At 72.5% G+C, this 16222-nt stretch carries 16 protein-coding genes; 5 read left to right on the top strand and 11 right to left on the bottom strand.

All coding sequences use genetic code 11. The annotated features are described in order from the left end of the window. Nucleotides 1-122: 122 nt before the first annotated feature. The 5 genes from ACQPZA_RS09040 to ACQPZA_RS09020 form a co-directional block, all read right to left on the bottom strand. The gene (locus ACQPZA_RS09040; protein WP_433279792.1) at nucleotides 123-1871 is read right to left on the bottom strand and encodes a proline--tRNA ligase; all 1749 of its coding nucleotides are present in this window, start codon (nucleotides 1869-1871) and stop codon (nucleotides 123-125) included. A gap of 91 nt (nucleotides 1872-1962) precedes the next feature. Beyond that, entirely contained in the window at nucleotides 1963-2415 is a 453-nt protein-coding gene (locus ACQPZA_RS09035) for a dCMP deaminase (protein WP_169396337.1), read from the bottom strand. Next, entirely contained in the window at nucleotides 2399-3094 is a 696-nt protein-coding gene (locus ACQPZA_RS09030) for a RibD family protein (RefSeq protein WP_433279791.1), read from the bottom strand. Before ACQPZA_RS09030 ends, ACQPZA_RS09035 begins: the two co-directional genes overlap by 17 nt. A gap of 46 nt (nucleotides 3095-3140) precedes the next feature. Further along, nucleotides 3141-4277, bottom strand: a complete 1137-nt coding sequence (metX, locus tag ACQPZA_RS09025; protein ID WP_433282732.1) for a homoserine O-acetyltransferase MetX — start codon at nucleotides 4275-4277, stop codon at nucleotides 3141-3143. A 58-nt stretch (nucleotides 4278-4335) separates the two neighbouring features. Continuing rightward, nucleotides 4336-5649, bottom strand: coding sequence for a bifunctional o-acetylhomoserine/o-acetylserine sulfhydrylase (locus ACQPZA_RS09020; protein WP_169396335.1), 1314 nt, complete (start codon nucleotides 5647-5649; stop codon nucleotides 4336-4338). A gap of 266 nt (nucleotides 5650-5915) precedes the next feature. On the opposite strand from ACQPZA_RS09020, the gene yaaA reads away from it, so the two are divergent. The 3 genes from yaaA to ACQPZA_RS09005 all read left to right on the top strand — a co-directional run bounded on the left by yaaA (nucleotide 5916) and on the right by ACQPZA_RS09005 (nucleotide 9497). After that, nucleotides 5916-6665, top strand: a complete 750-nt coding sequence (yaaA, locus tag ACQPZA_RS09015; RefSeq protein ID WP_433279790.1) for a peroxide stress protein YaaA — start codon at nucleotides 5916-5918, stop codon at nucleotides 6663-6665. Nucleotides 6666-6865: 200 nt separating this feature from the next. After that, nucleotides 6866-7822, top strand: coding sequence for a serine protein kinase RIO (locus ACQPZA_RS09010; RefSeq protein WP_433282730.1), 957 nt, complete (start codon nucleotides 6866-6868; stop codon nucleotides 7820-7822). 361 nt (nucleotides 7823-8183) lie between these two features. After that, nucleotides 8184-9497: a DEAD/DEAH box helicase gene (locus tag ACQPZA_RS09005; RefSeq protein ID WP_433282729.1), complete on the top strand. Its 1314-nt coding sequence runs from the start codon at nucleotides 8184-8186 to the stop codon at nucleotides 9495-9497. 112 nt (nucleotides 9498-9609) lie between these two features. On the opposite strand, the gene ACQPZA_RS09000 is transcribed toward ACQPZA_RS09005, so the two are convergent. Together ACQPZA_RS09000 and ACQPZA_RS08995 are read right to left on the bottom strand one after the other, a co-directional pair. Continuing rightward, the gene (locus tag ACQPZA_RS09000) at nucleotides 9610-10065 is read right to left on the bottom strand and encodes a lipopolysaccharide assembly protein LapA domain-containing protein (RefSeq protein ID WP_433279789.1); all 456 of its coding nucleotides are present in this window, start codon (nucleotides 10063-10065) and stop codon (nucleotides 9610-9612) included. A gap of 120 nt (nucleotides 10066-10185) precedes the next feature. Next, nucleotides 10186-10650, bottom strand: a complete 465-nt coding sequence (locus ACQPZA_RS08995) for a GNAT family N-acetyltransferase (RefSeq protein ID WP_433279788.1) — start codon at nucleotides 10648-10650, stop codon at nucleotides 10186-10188. A gap of 123 nt (nucleotides 10651-10773) precedes the next feature. Between ACQPZA_RS08995 and ACQPZA_RS08990 the strand changes: the two genes are divergently transcribed. Both ACQPZA_RS08990 and ACQPZA_RS08985 read left to right on the top strand, forming a co-directional pair. After that, on the top strand, nucleotides 10774-12150 hold the full coding sequence (locus tag ACQPZA_RS08990) for a mycothione reductase (protein WP_433282727.1): 1377 nt from the start codon (nucleotides 10774-10776) through the stop codon (nucleotides 12148-12150). Between the two features lie 98 nt (nucleotides 12151-12248). Further along, on the top strand, nucleotides 12249-13193 hold the full coding sequence (locus tag ACQPZA_RS08985) for an acyl-CoA desaturase (protein ID WP_433279787.1): 945 nt from the start codon (nucleotides 12249-12251) through the stop codon (nucleotides 13191-13193). 23 nt (nucleotides 13194-13216) lie between these two features. On the opposite strand, the gene ACQPZA_RS08980 is transcribed toward ACQPZA_RS08985, so the two are convergent. The 4 genes from ACQPZA_RS08980 to ACQPZA_RS08965 form a co-directional block, all read right to left on the bottom strand. Then, nucleotides 13217-14020: a lysophospholipid acyltransferase family protein gene (locus tag ACQPZA_RS08980; protein ID WP_433279786.1), complete on the bottom strand. Its 804-nt coding sequence runs from the start codon at nucleotides 14018-14020 to the stop codon at nucleotides 13217-13219. A gap of 112 nt (nucleotides 14021-14132) precedes the next feature. Next, on the bottom strand, nucleotides 14133-14873 hold the full coding sequence (locus ACQPZA_RS08975) for a pyridoxamine 5'-phosphate oxidase family protein (protein ID WP_433279785.1): 741 nt from the start codon (nucleotides 14871-14873) through the stop codon (nucleotides 14133-14135). Between the two features lie 46 nt (nucleotides 14874-14919). Next, entirely contained in the window at nucleotides 14920-15777 is an 858-nt protein-coding gene (gene map, locus ACQPZA_RS08970; protein ID WP_433279784.1) for a type I methionyl aminopeptidase, read from the bottom strand. Between the two features lie 30 nt (nucleotides 15778-15807). After that, complete coding sequence (locus tag ACQPZA_RS08965; protein WP_433279783.1) at nucleotides 15808-16188, bottom strand: DUF3054 domain-containing protein; 381 nt, start codon at nucleotides 16186-16188, stop codon at nucleotides 15808-15810. Between the last annotated feature and the right edge of the window lie 34 nt (nucleotides 16189-16222).

The raw sequence follows: 16222 nt of genomic DNA, 5'->3' as shown, positions 1-16222 counted from the left end.
CGGCAGACCGCGTTCAGGGCGATACGGAGGACGGCATGCTCGTGCATGCGCGCCCTCCGCACCGCCCGACGTCACACGCGGACAGTCGATCATGCGGAGCGCAGTGCCGCTAGGGGCGATTGCTACTGCTTCTGCACCAGATCGGCGAGGTGCGCTGTTGCGCCGTTCAGCGGTATCTCGACACGCTCACCGCTTCGCCGATCCTTCACCTCGATCACCCCGTTGGCCAGACCGCGGCCCACCACGACGATCGTCGGGACGCCGATCAGCTCGGCGTCGGCGAACTTGACGCCGGGTGATGCCTTGCGGTCGTCGAGCAGCACCCGCAGGCCCGCGGCCTCCAGGTCGGCGGCCAGCGCCTCCCCGCCCGCCAGCAGCTCCTCCGACTTCCCCGCGACGACGACGTGCACGTCGGCCGGGGCGACGGCCCGCGGCCAGATCAGGCCGGAGTCGTCGTGGCTCTGTTCGGCGATCACGGCGACGAGCCGCGACACGCCGATGCCGTAGGAGCCCATCGTGATCCGGACGGGCTTGCTGTCCGGACCGAGGGCGTCGAGCGAGGCCGCGTCGGCGTACTTGCGGCCGAGCTGGAAGACGTGGCCGATCTCGATGCCACGGGCCGCCTCGAGGTCGCCGCTGCCGTCGGGGGCCGGGTCGCCCTCGCGCACCTCGGCCGCCTCGATCGTGCCGTCCGGGGTGAAGTCCCGGCCGCACACCAGGTCGACGACGTGGTGGTCGGGCTTGTCGGCCCCGGTGACCCAGGCCGTGCCCCGCACGACCCGGGGGTCGACCAGGTAGCGCACGCCGTTGGCGGCGAGTGCCCCCGGCCCGATGTAGCCCTTGACCAGGAACGGCGCCTTCGCGAAGTCGGACTCGTCGAGCAGCTCGACCTCGGCGGGGTCGAGCGCCGCCTCCAGCCGCTTCATGTCCACGTCGCGGTCGCCGGGCACCCCGACCCCGAGCAGCGTCCACTCCGACTGGCCCGGCCTGCGCGTCTTCACGAGCACGTTCTTCAGCGTGTCGGCCGCGGTGAACGTGCGGCCGAGGTCAGCACGGTTGAGGAAGTCGACGAGCGTGGCGATCGTGGGGGTGGCGGGCGTGTGGTGCGCCTGCGCAGCGGGCAGGCCATCGATCGGCTGCTCCGGCGGCGCGGGCGTGGTGACGGCCTCGACGTTCGCGGCGTAGCCGCCGGGGCTGCGCACGAACGTGTCCTCGCCGGTGGGCGCGACGGCCAGGAACTCCTCCGACGCCGAGCCGCCCATCGCCCCGGAGGTGGCCGCGACGATCACGTACTCCAGCCCGAGCCGGTCGAAGATCTTGACGTAGGCCTCGCGGTGGCGCCGGTAGGACTCGGACAGTCCCTCGTCGCTCAGGTCGAAGGAGTAGGAGTCCTTCATGAGGAACTCCCGGCCGCGCAGGATGCCGGCCCGGGGTCGCGCCTCGTCCCGGTACTTCGTCTGGATCTGGTAGAGCATCACCGGGTAGTCCTTGTAGGACGAGTACTCACCCTTGACCAGCTGCGTGAACAGCTCCTCGTGGGTGGGGCCCAGCAGGTAGTCGGCGCCCTTGCGGTCCTTGAGCCGGAACAGGTTGGGGCCGTACTCGGTCCAGCGACCCGTCGCCTCGTAGGGCTCGCGCGGCAGGAGCGCCGGGAAGTGGATCTCCTGGGCGCCGATGGCGTCCATCTCCTCGCGCACCACCTGCTCGACCGCACGCAGCACCTTCAGCCCGAGCGGCAGCCAGGAGTAGATCCCCGGCGCGACGCGTCGGACGTAGCCGGCACGGACGAGCAGCTTGTGGCTCGGCACATCCGCGTCGGCCGGGTCCTCGCGCAGGGTCCTCAGGAACAGCGACGACATCCGGGTCAGCACCTGGGAAAGGGTAGCGACGTCCCCCCGCCCGGGTCCTGCCGGTTCCCCCTGCACAGCAGCCCGGCGCCCCCCGCGGGGACGGCGGGCTCCCTCATCCCTGCAGCAGATGCCGGTTGACCGCACGCACCTCGGCCGCGAGATCGGACATCTCGATGACCTCCAACCCCGCCGCGCGCAGCAGCTCCGCCCCCTCGCAGTCCACGAAGATCGACGGCTCCCGCCAGGCGAACACCACCCGGTCGACCCCGGCAGCCAGGATCAGCTCGGTGCAGGTCCGCGGATGCGACGCCCGCACGCTGCACGGTTCGAGCGTGGTGTAGACGGTGGTCCCCGGCTCGGCCCGCCACCCCTCGCCGAGCGTGGCGAGCGCGGTCTCCTCGGCGTGGTCGTGCGGGTCGCGCTGGCGGGAGTACCCCTCGGCGAGGACCCGCCCGTCCGCCGCGGTGACGAACGCGCCCACCGAGAACGCCGTGTCGGACGGCGGGCAGCACCGCGACAGGTCGATCGCGGCTCGGAGCATCGCCCGGTCAACCGTTGTCGTCATCGGTGTCTCCCAGCAGGTACCGCAGCAGCACCACGTCGTCCACGGTCCGCACCTCGGCCAGCCGCATCCGATGCCGGACGTCGTGCGGGAACGTCCCCGCGCCGACGAACCGCGGTGCGTCGGAGTCGCCGACGAAGAACGGCGCCACGACGAGGTGGATCTCGTCCACCAGGCCAGCGGTGAGGAACAGAGTGTGCACCGCTGTCCCGCCCTCGACCATCAGCCGCCGTACGCCGCGGCCGTCGAGGTCGGCGAGGATGCTCCGCGGGTCGACGGGGTCGCCCGCGCCGACCACGGTGGCCACGGCCCCGAGCCGGGCCTGCGCCGCGCCGACCGCGGCCGAGGGCACGTAGACGACCCGCTCCTGCGGGCCCGTCGTGAACAGGTGAGCGGCCGGGTCCAGGTCACCGCTGCTGCTGATCGTCAGCCGGAGCGGATGGGCGCTGCGTCCCGCGGCGACGCGCGCGGCGACCCGCTCCGGGGACCGGATGAGCAGGCGCGGGTCGTCCCGGCGGACCGTGGTGGCTCCGACGAGGATCGCGTCCACCCCGGCCCGCTCGGCGTCGACGCGGTCGAGGTCGGCCGCGCCGGACAGGATGAGCCGCTGGTCGGACCGGTCGTCGATGCAGCCGTCCACCGAGGTCGCGACGGACAGCAGCACGTAGGGCCGAGAGCTCACGGCCCGATCATCCCCCTGAGAGCAGCGGGACACCGGCAGGGGCGACTCAGCTCACCAGCAGTTCCGTGAGCAGCGAGCTCACGGTGGCGGCCTCGATGAGGAAACCGTCGTGCCCGTAGGGGGACTCGATCATCCGCAGTGGACCACTCCCGGGGATCCCCGCGGCCAGCTCGGCCTGTTGGTGGGTGGGGTACAGCCGGTCGGAGCTGATCCCGGCCACGAGCGTCCTCGCGGTGACCCGGCCCAGCGCGGCGGCGACACCGCCCCGGCCGCGGCCCACGTCGAAGGCGTTCATCATCTCGGTGAGCCGGACGTAGGACGCCGCGTCGAAGCGGCGCACGAGCTTCTCGGCGTGGTGGTCGAGGTAGGACTCCACGGCGTAGCGGCCGCCGTGCCACGGGTCCTCACCGTCCTGGGGGTCGCGGCCGAACCGTTCCGACAGCTCGAAGGGGCTGCGGTAGCTCAGGTGCGCCATCCGCCGCGCGATGCCCAGTCCGAGATGGGGCCCGTGCCCGGGCGGTGCGGAGTGGTAGTCGCCGCCGCGCCAGCCCGGGTCGCTGCGGATCGCGGCCAGCTGCGGCGCGGCCCACCCGATCTGGTCGGCGGACGTGGCGGCCGGGCAGGCCAGCAGGAACAGCCGTTCGACCCGGTCGGGCTCGGCGACCGCCCACTCCACGGCACGCATGCCGCCCATCGAGCCGCCCACCACGCAGGCCCACCGCCTGATGCCCAGCTCGTCGGCCAGCACGGTCTCCGCGGCCACGGCGTCGCGGGTGGTGACGAGCGGGAAGCGGCTGCCCCACGTCCTGCCGTCGGGCGCCGGTGACGACGGTCCGGTGCTCCCCTGGCAGCCACCCACGACGTTGGGCGCCACGACGAACCAGTGAGCGGGGTCGAGCGCGCGGCCCGGCCCGATCAGCTCGTCCCACCAGCCCGCGGTGGCATGCCCCTCACCGGCGGGGCCGGCCACGTGGCTGTCGCCCGTGAGGGCGTGCAGCACGAGTACGGCGTTGGACGCGTCGGCGTTCAGCGTCCCCCAGGTCTCGTAGGCCAGCCGGACGCCGGGCAGCTCACCGCCCGACTCCAGCCGCAGCGGGGCGGGGAGCGTCACCCACCGCCGCCGGCCCGGGGCGTCCCCCTCCCGCCAGGCACCGCTGGCGGGAGGGAGATCGGTCGTCACCACACTCACGGGGCGCCCCTGTGCTCGCTCCGTGACACTCGTGCGTCGAGAACGGACGTGCTCACGCTCCCTTGGCCGCCCGGAATCCCGCCTCGAGGTCGGCCTTGAGGTCCTCGATGCCCTCCAGCCCGACGGAGAGCCGCACCAGCCCCGGGCTCACGCCGGTGGCCAGCTGCTCCTCGCCGGAGAGCTGGCTGTGCGTGGTGCTGGCCGGGTGGATCACCAGGCTGCGCACGTCGCCGATGTTGGCGAGGTGGCTGTGCAGCTCCAGGGCGTCGACGAACCTCCGCCCCGCCTCGACACCACCGCGGATGTCGAACGCGACCACTGCCCCGGCTCCACGCGGCAGGTACTTCTGCCCCAGCTCGTACCACGGGCTGGACGGTAGCCCGGCGTAATGCACCTTCTCGACCTCGTCGCGCTGCTCCAGCCACTCGGCGAGCGTCTGGGCGTTCTGCACATGGCGCTCGATGCGCAGCGACAGCGTCTCGATGCCCTGGATGAGCAGGAAGCTGTTCTGCGGGGAGATCGCCGGGCCGAGGTCACGCAGCAGCTGGACGCGCAGCTTGATGATGTAGGACTGCGGGCCGAGCGCCTCCCAGTAGTTGAGGCCGTGGTAGCTCGGGTCCGGAGTGGTCAGGCCGGGGAAGCGGTCGGCGTGCTCACCCCACGGGAAGTTGCCGGAGTCGACCACGACGCCGCCGATCGCGGTGCCGTGCCCGCCGAGGAACTTCGTGGCCGAGTGGACGACGATGTCGGCGCCGTGCTCGATGGGGCGCAGCAGGTACGGCGTCGGCACCGTGTTGTCGACGACCAGCGGGAGTCCCAGCTCGTGCGCCGTGTCGGCGACCGCGCGGACGTCGAGCACGTTGCCGCGCGGGTTGCCGAGCGTCTCGGCGTAGAACAGCTTCGTGTTCGGGCGGACGGCGGCGCGCCACGCGTCGAGGTCGTCGGGGTCGTCGACGAACGAGACCTCGATGCCGAGCTTCGGGAACGTGTAGTGGAAGAGGTTGTACGTGCCGCCGTACAGCGAGGCGCTGGAGACGAGGTGGTCGCCCGCCTCGGCGATGTTGAGGATGGCGAGCGTCTGGGCCGCCTGGCCGGAGGCGAACGCGACGGCCGCGATGCCGCCCTCGAGCGCGGCGACGCGCTGCTCGAGGACGTCCTGGGTGGGGTTCATGATCCGCGTGTAGATGTTGCCCAGCTCGGTGAGCCCGAACAGCGCGGCGGCGTGCTCGGTGTCGCGGAACGTGTAGGACGTGGTCTGGTAGATCGGGGTGGCGCGCGCACCGGTGGTCGGGTCCGCGTGGGCGCCCGCGTGCACCTGCTTCGTCTCGAAGGACCAGGCGGCGGTCGGGTCGGGGGTGTCGGACACAGTTCTCTCCCTGGAGTTCGGGTGGTGTCGAGAGTGCGACCGAAGGTCGCCGGGGGGCCGAGTCAGCGGCCGGTACAGGCCGCGCTCGTGACCCGCATGAAGTCCACATGCCGGCGCGCCACGAGGCAGATCACGCGCTGGACCGTAATGCGGCCGTCATCTGTACACAACCGCGGAGCAATCACCCACATGTGGATCTTCGGGTGCCCGGACCCGCGCGGACCCGCTCGGGCGGCCTCGCCGGCACATGGGGATAGCCTCGGCTGGTGCTCGTCCTGCTGCCCCCGTCGGAGACGAAGGTCGACGGCGGCGACGGTCCGCCCCTGCGGCTGGACGTGCTGCCCCACCCGGAGCTCGGCCAGGTGCGCAAGGAGCTCGCGCACGAGCTCGTCGAGCTGGCCGGGGACGTGGCGGCCTGCCGCACCGCACTGGGCCTCTCGGCGAAGCAGGACGCCGAGGTGGCCCGCAACGCCGCGCTGTTCGACTCCCCGACGATGCCCGCACTGCGCCGCTACACCGGCGTGCTCTACGACGCGCTCGACGCCGGTTCGCTGCGCGGGGCCGCAGCCGCCCGGGCCAGGGGCCGCCTGGCCGTCGGGTCGGCGCTGTTCGGCCTGCTCCACGCGGACGACCCGGTGCCGGCCTACCGCCTCTCGGCGGGCTCGGCGCTGCCCGGACGTCCCACGCTCGCCGCCCGCTGGAAGCCGGTGCTGGAGCCGGTGCTCACCCGGATCGCCGCCGGGGAGCTGGTCGTCGACCTGCGGTCCGGGTCGTACGCCGCGCTGGGCCGAGTGCCCGGGGCGGTGACGGTCACCGTGCTCGCCGAGCGCCCGGACGGCACCCGCGGCGTGGTGAGCCACTTCAACAAGGCGCACAAGGGCAGGCTCGCCCGGCTGCTGGCCGGCACCCGGGCGGAGCCGACGGACGCCGCCGGCGTGGCCGCGATCGCCCGGCGCGCCGGCATGCAGGTCGAGCGCGCGGGCCCCATGGCCCTGGAGATCATCCTTCCCGCCTGAACGCCTGGCGGCCCAGGTAAATCCGTTGCGCCGCCGGGCGCGCGTGCAGCACGCTGACCGCCGAGCAGCCGGACTACCGGCCTGAAGGACAGGAGGAGGTGCGTCATGTCGATCGCCGCCCGGGACGTGGCCCGCCCCCGTCCGATCCCCGCCCCGCGCTGACACCTGCCGCGGGGTGCCTGTCCACAGGAGACCTCGCGTTGCGCGACCCCGAGTACCCCGAGTACCTGCCCGAACCGTCCCGTAGGCGGCGCCGCCGCTTCGACGACGACATCCCTTCCGGCCGCATCCGCCACCGCGGCGGCCACATCGACATCACCTCCCTCGACGAGCGGGCCGGCGCCGATCCCGACGGGCCGCCCGATGGCGACCGCTGGTCCACGTGGGACGGCGCCGACCACGGCCCGGAGCCGCGGCCGTCCTGGGTGGTCACCGAGCACGCCGCGGTCGACGCGGAGCTCGGCGTGCTCAAGACCGGCAAGGAGGCCGACGTGCACCTGGTCGAGCGCTTCGTGCCCGGCACCGACCGCCGGGTCCTCATGGCGGCGAAGCGGTACCGCAGTGCCGAGCACCGCCTGTTCCACCGCGACTCCGGCTATCTGGAGGGCAGGCGGGTGCGCCGCTCCCGCGAGACGAGGGCGATGGCGAACCGGACGACCTTCGGCCGTGACGTGCTGGCCGGCCAGTGGGCGATGGCCGAGTTCGCCGCGCTCGGCCGGCTGTGGTCCGACGGGGTGGCGGTGCCCTACCCCGTGCAGCTGAGCGGCACGGAACTGCTGCTCGAGCTCGTCGGGACCGACGGCGCGGCCGCCCCCCGGCTCGCCCAGCTGCGGCCGGATGTCGACCAGCTGTGTGATCTGTGGCACCAGCTGGTCGACGCACTGCTGGGGCTGGCCCGCCACGGCCTCACCCACGGCGACCTGTCCGCCTACAACCTCCTGGTGCACGACGGGCGGCTCGTTCTCATCGACCTTCCGCAGGTCGTGGACGTGATCGGGAACCCGCAGGGGCCCACCTTCCTGGCCCGCGACGTGCAGCGGATCGCCGACTGGTTCGTCGCGCGCGGCCTGCCGCCGCACGTCGGCCCCGCCGGACTCCTCGACGAGCTGCACGTCGAGCTGGGAATGCCACCCGACGCACGAGCGTCGGAAGAGTAGGCCCGGGCAGATCCGGGTCGGCCGGTACTCCGCTACGCTTCACCGCGAGCGCCCGGCCGACCTGGCCCCTAATCGGGCGCACCCGCTTCACCCACCAGGGCGCATGGCTGCGCCCGGGCTCGTCTCTGAGATCTCAGCCGCCGTCATCTCGGCGCTGCTTCTCCGTGCGACGTGCCACGTCCCGGAGGTTCGTTTGACATCCCCGTCCCCTCGCCGTGCCCAGTTCTCGGCGAACCCGCGCCCCCGTCGTTCCGACGGTGGTCGCCCCCGCTCCAACCGCGACCGCTCCCGCGGCTCGCAGGACCGCCCCGTTCTCGCCGCCGCACCCCCCGAGGTGCTGTGGACCGTCCCCGAGGCGGGCATGCCCACGTTCGCCGAGCTCGGGCTGCCCGAGCCGATCGTCCGTGCGCTGGCCGCCAACGGCTTCACCGAGCCGTTCCCGATCCAGGCGGCGACGCTGCCCGACACGATCGCCGGTCGCGACCTGCTCGGCCGCGGCCAGACCGGCTCCGGCAAGACGCTGGCCTTCGGTCTCGCGCTGCTGTCCCGGCTCGCCGGTGGCCGCGCACAGTCCCGGCGTCCCCGCGGCCTCGTGCTCGTTCCCACCCGTGAGCTGGCTCAGCAGGTCGTCGACGCGCTGACCCCGTTCGCGAAGGCACTCGGCCTCTCCACCACCTCGGTGGTCGGCGGCATGTCGTTCAACCGACAGGCCGCCGAGCTCCAGCGCGGCGTCGACCTGCTCGTCGCGACACCGGGCCGGCTCACCGACCACACCACGCAGCGGACCTGCGACCTCTCCGAGGTCACGGTCACCGCTATCGACGAGGCCGACCGGATGGCCGACATGGGGTTCCTGCCCCAGGTCCGCAAGATCCTCGACCTCACCCCGGCAGGCGGGCAGCGGCTGCTGTTCTCGGCCACGCTCGACGGCGCCGTCGGCGCGCTGGTGCGCCAGTACCTGACCGACCCGGTCACCCAGTCGGTCGCCTCGGCCACCGCGCAGGTGTCGACGATGGAGCACCACGTGCTGATCGTCGACACGCCCGACAAGCCGCGGATCGTCACCGAGATCGCCGCCCGCGACGGCCGCACGATCCTCTTCGTGCGCACCAAGCACGGCGTCGACCGGCTGGTCAAGACGCTGCGACGCGACGGCATCAACGCCGGCGCGCTGCACGGCGGCAAGGCGCAGAACGCGCGTAACCGCGCGATCTCCGACTTCAAGGACGGCAACACGCCGGTCCTCGTGGCCACCGACGTGGCGGCGCGCGGCATCCACATCGACGACGTGAGCCTGGTCGTCCACGTGGACCCGCCCACCGACCCGAAGGACTACCTGCACCGCGCAGGCCGTACCGCTCGCGCCGGTGACTCCGGCACGGTCGTCACGATGGTCACCCCGCCCGAGCGGCGTGACGTCGAGCGGCTCACCCGCCTCGCGGGCGTCCGCGCCACCCACACCGAGGTCTACCCGGGCGACGACGCGCTGGGCCGGATCACCGGGGCGCGCACGCCGTCCGGGGTGCCGATCGTCGAGGCGCCCAAGCCCGCGCAGAACCCGCGCGGCAGCGGCAGGCGCTCGCGTGGCGGCGCGGTCCGTGCGGGAGGCCAGGGCGGACGCCCGGCGGCCGGCCGCTCCGGTTCGCGCGGACGCAGGCGCGACGCGGCCGCCTGACCCGCTCCACCACGTCGAAGGCGCGGCATCCCCGAGGGGGTGCCGCGCCTTTGTCATGCCGAGACCGGACCGGGCGACTCGCGCACCCGGAACGGGCGACTCGCGGGGTGGGTCAGACGGTGCGGCGGCCGCCGCGCTGCGCCGCCCGGCGCAGCTGCAGGATGCGCAGTCCGCCCGGGATCGCCACGAGCAGGAGGCCGGCGATCGCGGCGAGGAGCAGTGCCACGCCCGTGGGCAGCGTGCCCGTCCAGACCAGGAACTTGATCTGCACCGGGGCGTTGTTCTGCAGGATGAAGATCAGCAGGAACAGCAGGACCACCGAGGACAGGATCAGGCCGGTCCACAGCCCGCCGGTGCGGGTGCGCGTGACCACCGGGCGCTGTGCCTGGTTGTCGGCAGGGCCCGATCCACCGGTCGGGGTCGGCACCGTGGGGCCTTCCGGCTCCGGCATACGGACGGGCCGCATCGCCGGATCGGTGGCCGGGTCGGCGTGCGGGTCGGCCGGACCCACGCTGCCGTGCAGGGGTGAGCCCGGACGTGCGGTCGCCCGCGTCGGGTCCTCCGTCATCTGCCTACCTCGCTCCGCTCACAACGTGCTCCGTGCCCGTTCGGACGGAGTATTCCGCAACCGGGGGTACGAGGTGGAACACGGTGCGTCAACGCCGTCGGAACGCCGCTGCGGGGCGGGTCAGCGGCCGTCGCGGCGCATCGGCACGTGCGGGACGCCGTCCCAGTCGTAGGCGGAGCCGGTGGGACGGAAGCCGAAGGCGCGGTAGAAGTCGGCGAGGTGCTCCTGTGAGTCGAGCACGCAGCCGTCGTCGCCGACCTCGGCCAGCGCCGCCTCCATCAGCTGCTTGCCGAGGCCCCGCCCGCGCGCGGACCGGGCGGTGCACAGCCGGCCGATGCGGAAGTCGCCGTCGGGTTCCTTCAGCAGCCGCACGCATCCGAGCACCGGTTCCGGGTGCCCGGCCCCCCCGAGCCAGTAGTGCCTGGCTTCGCTCTCGAGGTCCCGGCCGTCGAGCTCCGCGTACGGACAGGCCTGCTCCACGACGAACACCTCGACGCGGAGCCGGAGGATCTCGTACATGGTGCGGGGCTCGAGATCGGCCGCCCAGGAACGGTGCACGGTGGCCGCAATAGCCTCGCTGGTCATGACGACTGCATACCAGATGCACGAGGGCCACGCTGGGCCAGACGTGTGGGGTATGCACTCCACAAACGAACGGACTCCTTACAGCCCCGGGCGACCCGGGCCGGCCGCGGCTACCGTGAAATGGTGCGTCAACACGATCTCGTCGTCATCGGCAGCGGGTCCGGCAACTCGATCATCGACAGCAGGTTCGATGGTCTGGATGTCGCGCTCATCGAGCACGGGGTCTTCGGCGGCACGTGCCTGAACGTGGGGTGCATCCCCACGAAGATGTACGTCTACCCCGCCGATGTCGCGGAGGCGGTGCGGCACGCGGGGCGCTACGGCATCGACGCGAGCATCGACAAGGTGCGTTGGAGCGACATCCGCGACCGCGTGTTCGGCCGGATCGACCCGATCTCGGCCGGCGGCCGGGAGTACCGCGTGAGCCGCTCCCCCAACGTCACCGTCTACGAGGGCCACGCCCGGTTCACCGGGCACAAGGAACTGCTCGTCGAGCGCACCGACGGTTCGGGAACGGACGCCGTGCGCGCCGACCGGATCGTCGTCGCCGCGGGCAGCCGTCCGGTCATCCCGGAACCGATCGCGTCCTCCGGCGTCCCGTTCCACACCTCCGACACCATCATGCGGCTCGACGACCTGCCCGAGCACGTCCTGATCGTCGGCAGCGGCTACATCGCCGCCGAGTTCGCGCACGTGTTCTCCGCGCTCGGGGCCCGCGTCTCGATCGTCGGGCGCACCAGGCGCCTGCTGCGCAGCCAGGACGAGACCGTCGCCGAGCGCTTCACCGACGTCGCCGCCGAGCGCTGGGACCTCCACCTCGGTCAGCAGGTGGTGCGCGCGAGCGGCAGCAAGGGCGCCGTGCTGCTGGAGCTCACCGACGGCACGGCGTTGCGGGGCGACGTACTGCTCGTGGCCACCGGCCGGACGCCCAACGGGGATCGGCTCGACCTCGACCGGACCGGTCTGCCCACCCATCCCGACGGGCGGATCGTGGTCGACGAGCAGCAGCGCACGCCGGTGGACGGGATCTTCGCCCTGGGCGACGTCAGCTCCCCGTTCCAGCTCAAGCACGTCGCGAACCACGAGTCGAAGGTCGTGGCCCACAACCTGCTGCACCCCGAGACACCGCGCACCACCGACCACCGCTTCGTACCGTCGGCCGTCTTCACCGACCCGCAGATCGCCTCCGTCGGCCTCACCGAGGCCGAGTGCCGGGCGGCGGGCCACGACGTGGCCGTGAAGATCCAGGCCTTCGGCGACGTCGCCTTCGGCTGGGCCATGGAGGACACCACCGGCTTCTGCAAGCTGATCGCCGACCGCGCCACCGGCCGGCTGCTGGGCGCCCACATCATGGGTCCGTACGCGGCCACGCTGATCCAGCCGCTGATCCAGGCGATGTCGTTCGGCCTCGGCGCGCGGGAGATGGCCACCGGCCAGTACTGGATCCACCCGGCTCTGCCCGAGGTGGTGGAGAACGCGCTTCTCGGGCTCGATCTGTAGGACGTCCCACACGATCCGGGGTGCCGCCGGGCGACAAAAGCCTGGTAGACATCGGACTAGTAAGGTGACCCTTCCTACTAGTCACGAGGTGCATGCGCATGACCCTTGCCGAGAGCCCGAGCCGAGCGGCCGGAACGGCCAGACCGATCCTGGACGGCACGCGCGGCGTCGCCGCGCAGATCTCCGTCTACGTGTTCGTGATCGTCCCACTGCTGGCGCTGCTCGCCGCAGTCCCGTTCGCCTGGGGCTGGGGGCTGGGCTGGACGGACGTCGTGCTCGCGCTGGTGTTCTACGTGATCAGCGGCCTCGGCATCACCGTCGGGTACCACCGGTACTTCACGCACGGTTCGTTCAAGGCCAGCCGTCCGCTGCGGATCGCGCTCGCCGTGGCCGGCAGCCTCGCGATGCAGGGGCCGGTGATCGACTGGGTGGCCGACCATCGCCGCCACCACGCCTTCTCCGACAAGGAGGGCGACCCGCACTCGCCGTGGCTGTTCGGCACCGGCCCTGGCGCGCTGGCCCGCGGCTTCTGGCACTCGCACATGGGGTGGTTGTTCGAGCGCGACCAGACCAACGAGGAGCGCTTCACCCCCGACCTGCTCGCCGACCGCGACATCACGCGGGTCGACCGGCTGTTCGTCCTGTGGTCGGTGGCCACGCTGCTCGTGCCGGCCCTGCTCGGTGGCCTGCTGACCTGGTCGTGGTGGGGCGCCCTCACCGCGTTCTTCTGGGCGGGCCTGGTGCGGGTGGCGTTGCTGCACCACGTCACCTGGTCGATCAACTCGATCTGCCACATGATCGGCGACCAGCCGTTCGCGGCTCGTGACCACTCGCGCAACGTGTGGCCGCTGGCCGTGCTGAGCTTCGGCGAGTCGTGGCACAACCTGCACCACGCCGACCCCACCTGCGCCCGCCACGGTGTGCAGCGCGGGCAGGTCGACATCTCCGCCCGCGTGATCCGGATCTTCGAGAAGCTCGGCTGGGCCCACTCGGTGCGCTGGCCCACGCAGCGGCGGCTGGAGAAGCTGGCCCGCGTCCGCTGACCGGCGGCCGCCCCGCGAGCGGGTCAGCTCGCGGGGCGCTCCTGCTCGATCACCTTCGTCCCGTTCGCTCCGGCCGTGGCCGGGTCGAACGGGACGGCGGGCGGCGTCTCGCCCCGGATCTCGGCCACCAGCCGCGTGACGTCGGCCATGATCGCCGCGGTGGCGCCGTCCAGAGCGGTGCGGGTGCGCGGGCCGCCCAGCCATGCGGAGAGGTCGACGGGGGGTCCGGCCACCACCGTCACCTTCCGGCGGGGCAGCAGCCGGGGGCGTCCACTGCCGGGAGGCAGGACGTCCTGCGTACCCCAGTTGGCCACCGGGATCACCGGCGCGCCGGTGACCAGCGCGATCCGCCCGATCCCGTTCTTGCCCTTCATGGGCCAGCCGTCGGGGTCGGCGGTGTAGGTGGCCTCCGGGTAGAACGCCACGATCTCGCCGCGCTGGATGGCGGCGATGGCGTCGCGGTAGGCGTCACCCGCGCGCGCGGAGGCCCGGTAGACCGGGATGTGGCCGCCGCGGCCCAGCACCGAGCGGACCACCGGGATGCCCCACAGCTCCGACTTCGCGAGGAAGCGCGGCATCCGGCCGTGCGAGATGGTGAAGGCGACGTTGAAGATCGGGTCCGAGAAGGACACGTGGTTGATCGCCAGTAGGGCCCCGCCGGTGCGGGGGATGTACTCGCCGCCCCGCCAGCCGATCCTGGTGCCGAACATCGCGAACGGCCAGATCACCGCGATCGCGAGCCCGAACCAGAACCCCGAGTCGCGCCAGCGCCGGGACCAGGTCAGCACGAGCTTCTGCCATACCGTGAGCGGCCGGTCCGCCGTCATTCGTCCTCCTCGCGTGGATCCGGCGTCCGTCCCGGATGCCACGGGTGATCATCCCAGGCGACTGCCGCGCTCTCGCGGAGGCGGTGTGGGGCGCCCGCGCGCCTTAGCGGGCTCAGGCCGGGGCCCCGCCCGCCGGCACTGCCACCGGCAGAGCCGGCAGGCCGTCCAGGCTGTTCGCGTTCCTCTGCACGTGATAGCGCGCGATCCGCTCGTCGTCCCGGCTCTGCCACACGGCGTCGAGCGTCTCGCGCTCCTCCACCAGGTCCATTCTCGGCACGGCGTAGCCGCACGAGTCGGACACCCGCGTGACGTCGACGACGATCACCCCGCGCAGGTACCGCCTGCGCTCGTCACCCGCCTCGCCGAAGCCTGCCAGCATCTCCTCGAACGCGGGATCTCCCGGGGTCACCGTCCGCCCGGTGCCGTGCAGGCGCACGATGTTCGGGCGGCCGTCGAACGCGCAGAACATCACGCAGATGCGGCCGTTCTCCCGCAGGTGCGCGATGGTCTCCACGCCGCTGCCGGTCATGTCCAGGTAGGCGAACGTGTGCTCGTCGACCATGCGGAAGGTGCCCATGGTCCCCTTGGGCGAGAGGTTGACGAGGCCGTCGCCTGCCAGCGGTGCGGTGGCCACGAAGAACACGGGCTGCTTCTCGATCCAGGCCGCCATCGCGGCATCGACATGCTCGAAAACCTTCGCCATGCTCTCGACCCTACGGCGGTCACGGCCCGACCTGAAGCTCGCGGGCGCCGGGACCGTCATCTCCGACGGCCTGCCCATCGCGCCGCCCTGCCGGATCCGGATCGGGCGCTCGCCCGGCTCGACGAGCCCGTTCTCCAGCAGCCCTGACATCTGCTGCTCGGCTCCCGGACGGACCACCTGTGGCGAGCAGGCCCGCTCAGGGCAGCGTGAGGATCTCCGCACTGTCGGCCGTGACCAGCACGGTGTGCTCGAACTGCGCGGTGCGGGCGCGGTCCTTGGTGACGACGGTCCACTCGTCGGGCCAGATGTCGTAGTCGATCGTGCCGAGGGTGATCATCGGCTCGATCGTGAACGTCATGCCGGGCTCGAGGACGGTGTGCACGCTCGGCTCGTCGTAGTGCAGCACCACGAGCCCGCTGTGGAACGAGCGGCCGATGCCGTGACCGGTAAAGTCGCGCACCACGCCGTAGCCGAAGCGCTTGGCGTAGGACTCGATCACGCGGCCCACGACGTTGAGCTCACGCCCCGGGCGCACGGCCTTGATCGCCCGCATGGTGGCCTCGCGGGTGCGCTCGACGAGGAGCCGGTCGTCCTCGGCGACGTCGCCTGCGAGGAACGTGGCGTTGGTGTCGCCGTGGACGCCACCGATGAACGCGGTGACGTCGATGTTGACGATGTCGCCGTCCTCGATCACCGTGGAGTCCGGGATGCCGTGGCAGATCACCTCGTTGAGGCTCGTGCAGCACGACTTGGGGAAGCCCTTGTAGCCCAGCGTGGACGGGTACGCGCCGTGGTCGACGAGGAACTCGTGCACCACGCGGTCGACCTCGTCGGTGGTGACGCCCGGCGCCACCGCGTCCCCGCCCGCCTGCAGTGCCTGCGCCGCGATCCTGCTGGCCACACGCATGGCCTCGATCACCTCGGGGGTCTGCACCCACGGGTCGTTGCTGCGCGACGGCCGGTCCTTGCCCACATACTCCGGGCGCGGGATCTGGCTGGGAACGGGACGGATGGGCGAGACGGTGCCAGGGGTCAGCAGCGTGCGGGCGGGCATGGAACCAGTCTAGGCACGCAGCGCAGCGGCCTAGCGGACCGCGCGCTGCTCGGCCCGGTGGGACACCAGCAACGACAGTGCCCGCCACCCGAGCAGCAGCACCGCGAGGGAGACGACCGTGACCACCGCGAAGCTGAGCGGGAGCCGGCCGGTGAAGGCGGCCCGCACCAGCAGACCGAGCACGGCCGTGCCGCCCAGCGCCACGGCGCCCGCGCGCAGGCCGACCGGGTGGGCACGCACGAGTGGCGTGGCCCAGGAGGCGGCGAGGCCGACGAGGAACGGGGCTGCGGTGCCGAGCAGGCCCCACAGGCCGTCGGACTCGCCGTGGCTGATCCGGCCGATGGCGGCGAAGACGACCACCGCGATCACATCAGCCGCTAACGCAAGCGCGGGGACCCGGCGCGAGGACATGGCCTCCAGCGTAAGCGCCCGGACGGCGATCCGG

It is taken from the genome of Pseudonocardia xinjiangensis (assembly GCF_050948425.1).
Taxonomy (GTDB): Bacteria; Actinomycetota; Actinomycetes; order Mycobacteriales; family Pseudonocardiaceae; genus Pseudonocardia; species Pseudonocardia xinjiangensis.
Note: the sequence above shows the minus strand (reverse complement) of the source record. Positions and strands in the feature narration are given on the sequence as shown.

Coding starts and splice junctions, on each gene's coding strand:
- ACQPZA_RS09035 (WP_169396337.1), bottom strand. CDS start 2,415: ATGACGACAACGGTTGACCGGGCGATGCTCCGAGCCGCGATCGACCTG.
- ACQPZA_RS09005 (WP_433282729.1), top strand. CDS start 8,184: ATGCCCACGTTCGCCGAGCTCGGGCTGCCCGAGCCGATCGTCCGTGCG.
- ACQPZA_RS09000 (WP_433279789.1), bottom strand. CDS start 10,065: ATGACGGAGGACCCGACGCGGGCGACCGCACGTCCGGGCTCACCCCTG.
- ACQPZA_RS08995 (WP_433279788.1), bottom strand. CDS start 10,650: ATGACCAGCGAGGCTATTGCGGCCACCGTGCACCGTTCCTGGGCGGCC.
- ACQPZA_RS08985 (WP_433279787.1), top strand. CDS start 12,249: ATGACCCTTGCCGAGAGCCCGAGCCGAGCGGCCGGAACGGCCAGACCG.
- ACQPZA_RS08980 (WP_433279786.1), bottom strand. CDS start 14,020: ATGACGGCGGACCGGCCGCTCACGGTATGGCAGAAGCTCGTGCTGACC.
- ACQPZA_RS08975 (WP_433279785.1), bottom strand. CDS start 14,873: ATGTCAGGGCTGCTGGAGAACGGGCTCGTCGAGCCGGGCGAGCGCCCG.
- map (WP_433279784.1), bottom strand. CDS start 15,777: ATGCCCGCCCGCACGCTGCTGACCCCTGGCACCGTCTCGCCCATCCGT.
- ACQPZA_RS08965 (WP_433279783.1), bottom strand. CDS start 16,188: ATGTCCTCGCGCCGGGTCCCCGCGCTTGCGTTAGCGGCTGATGTGATC.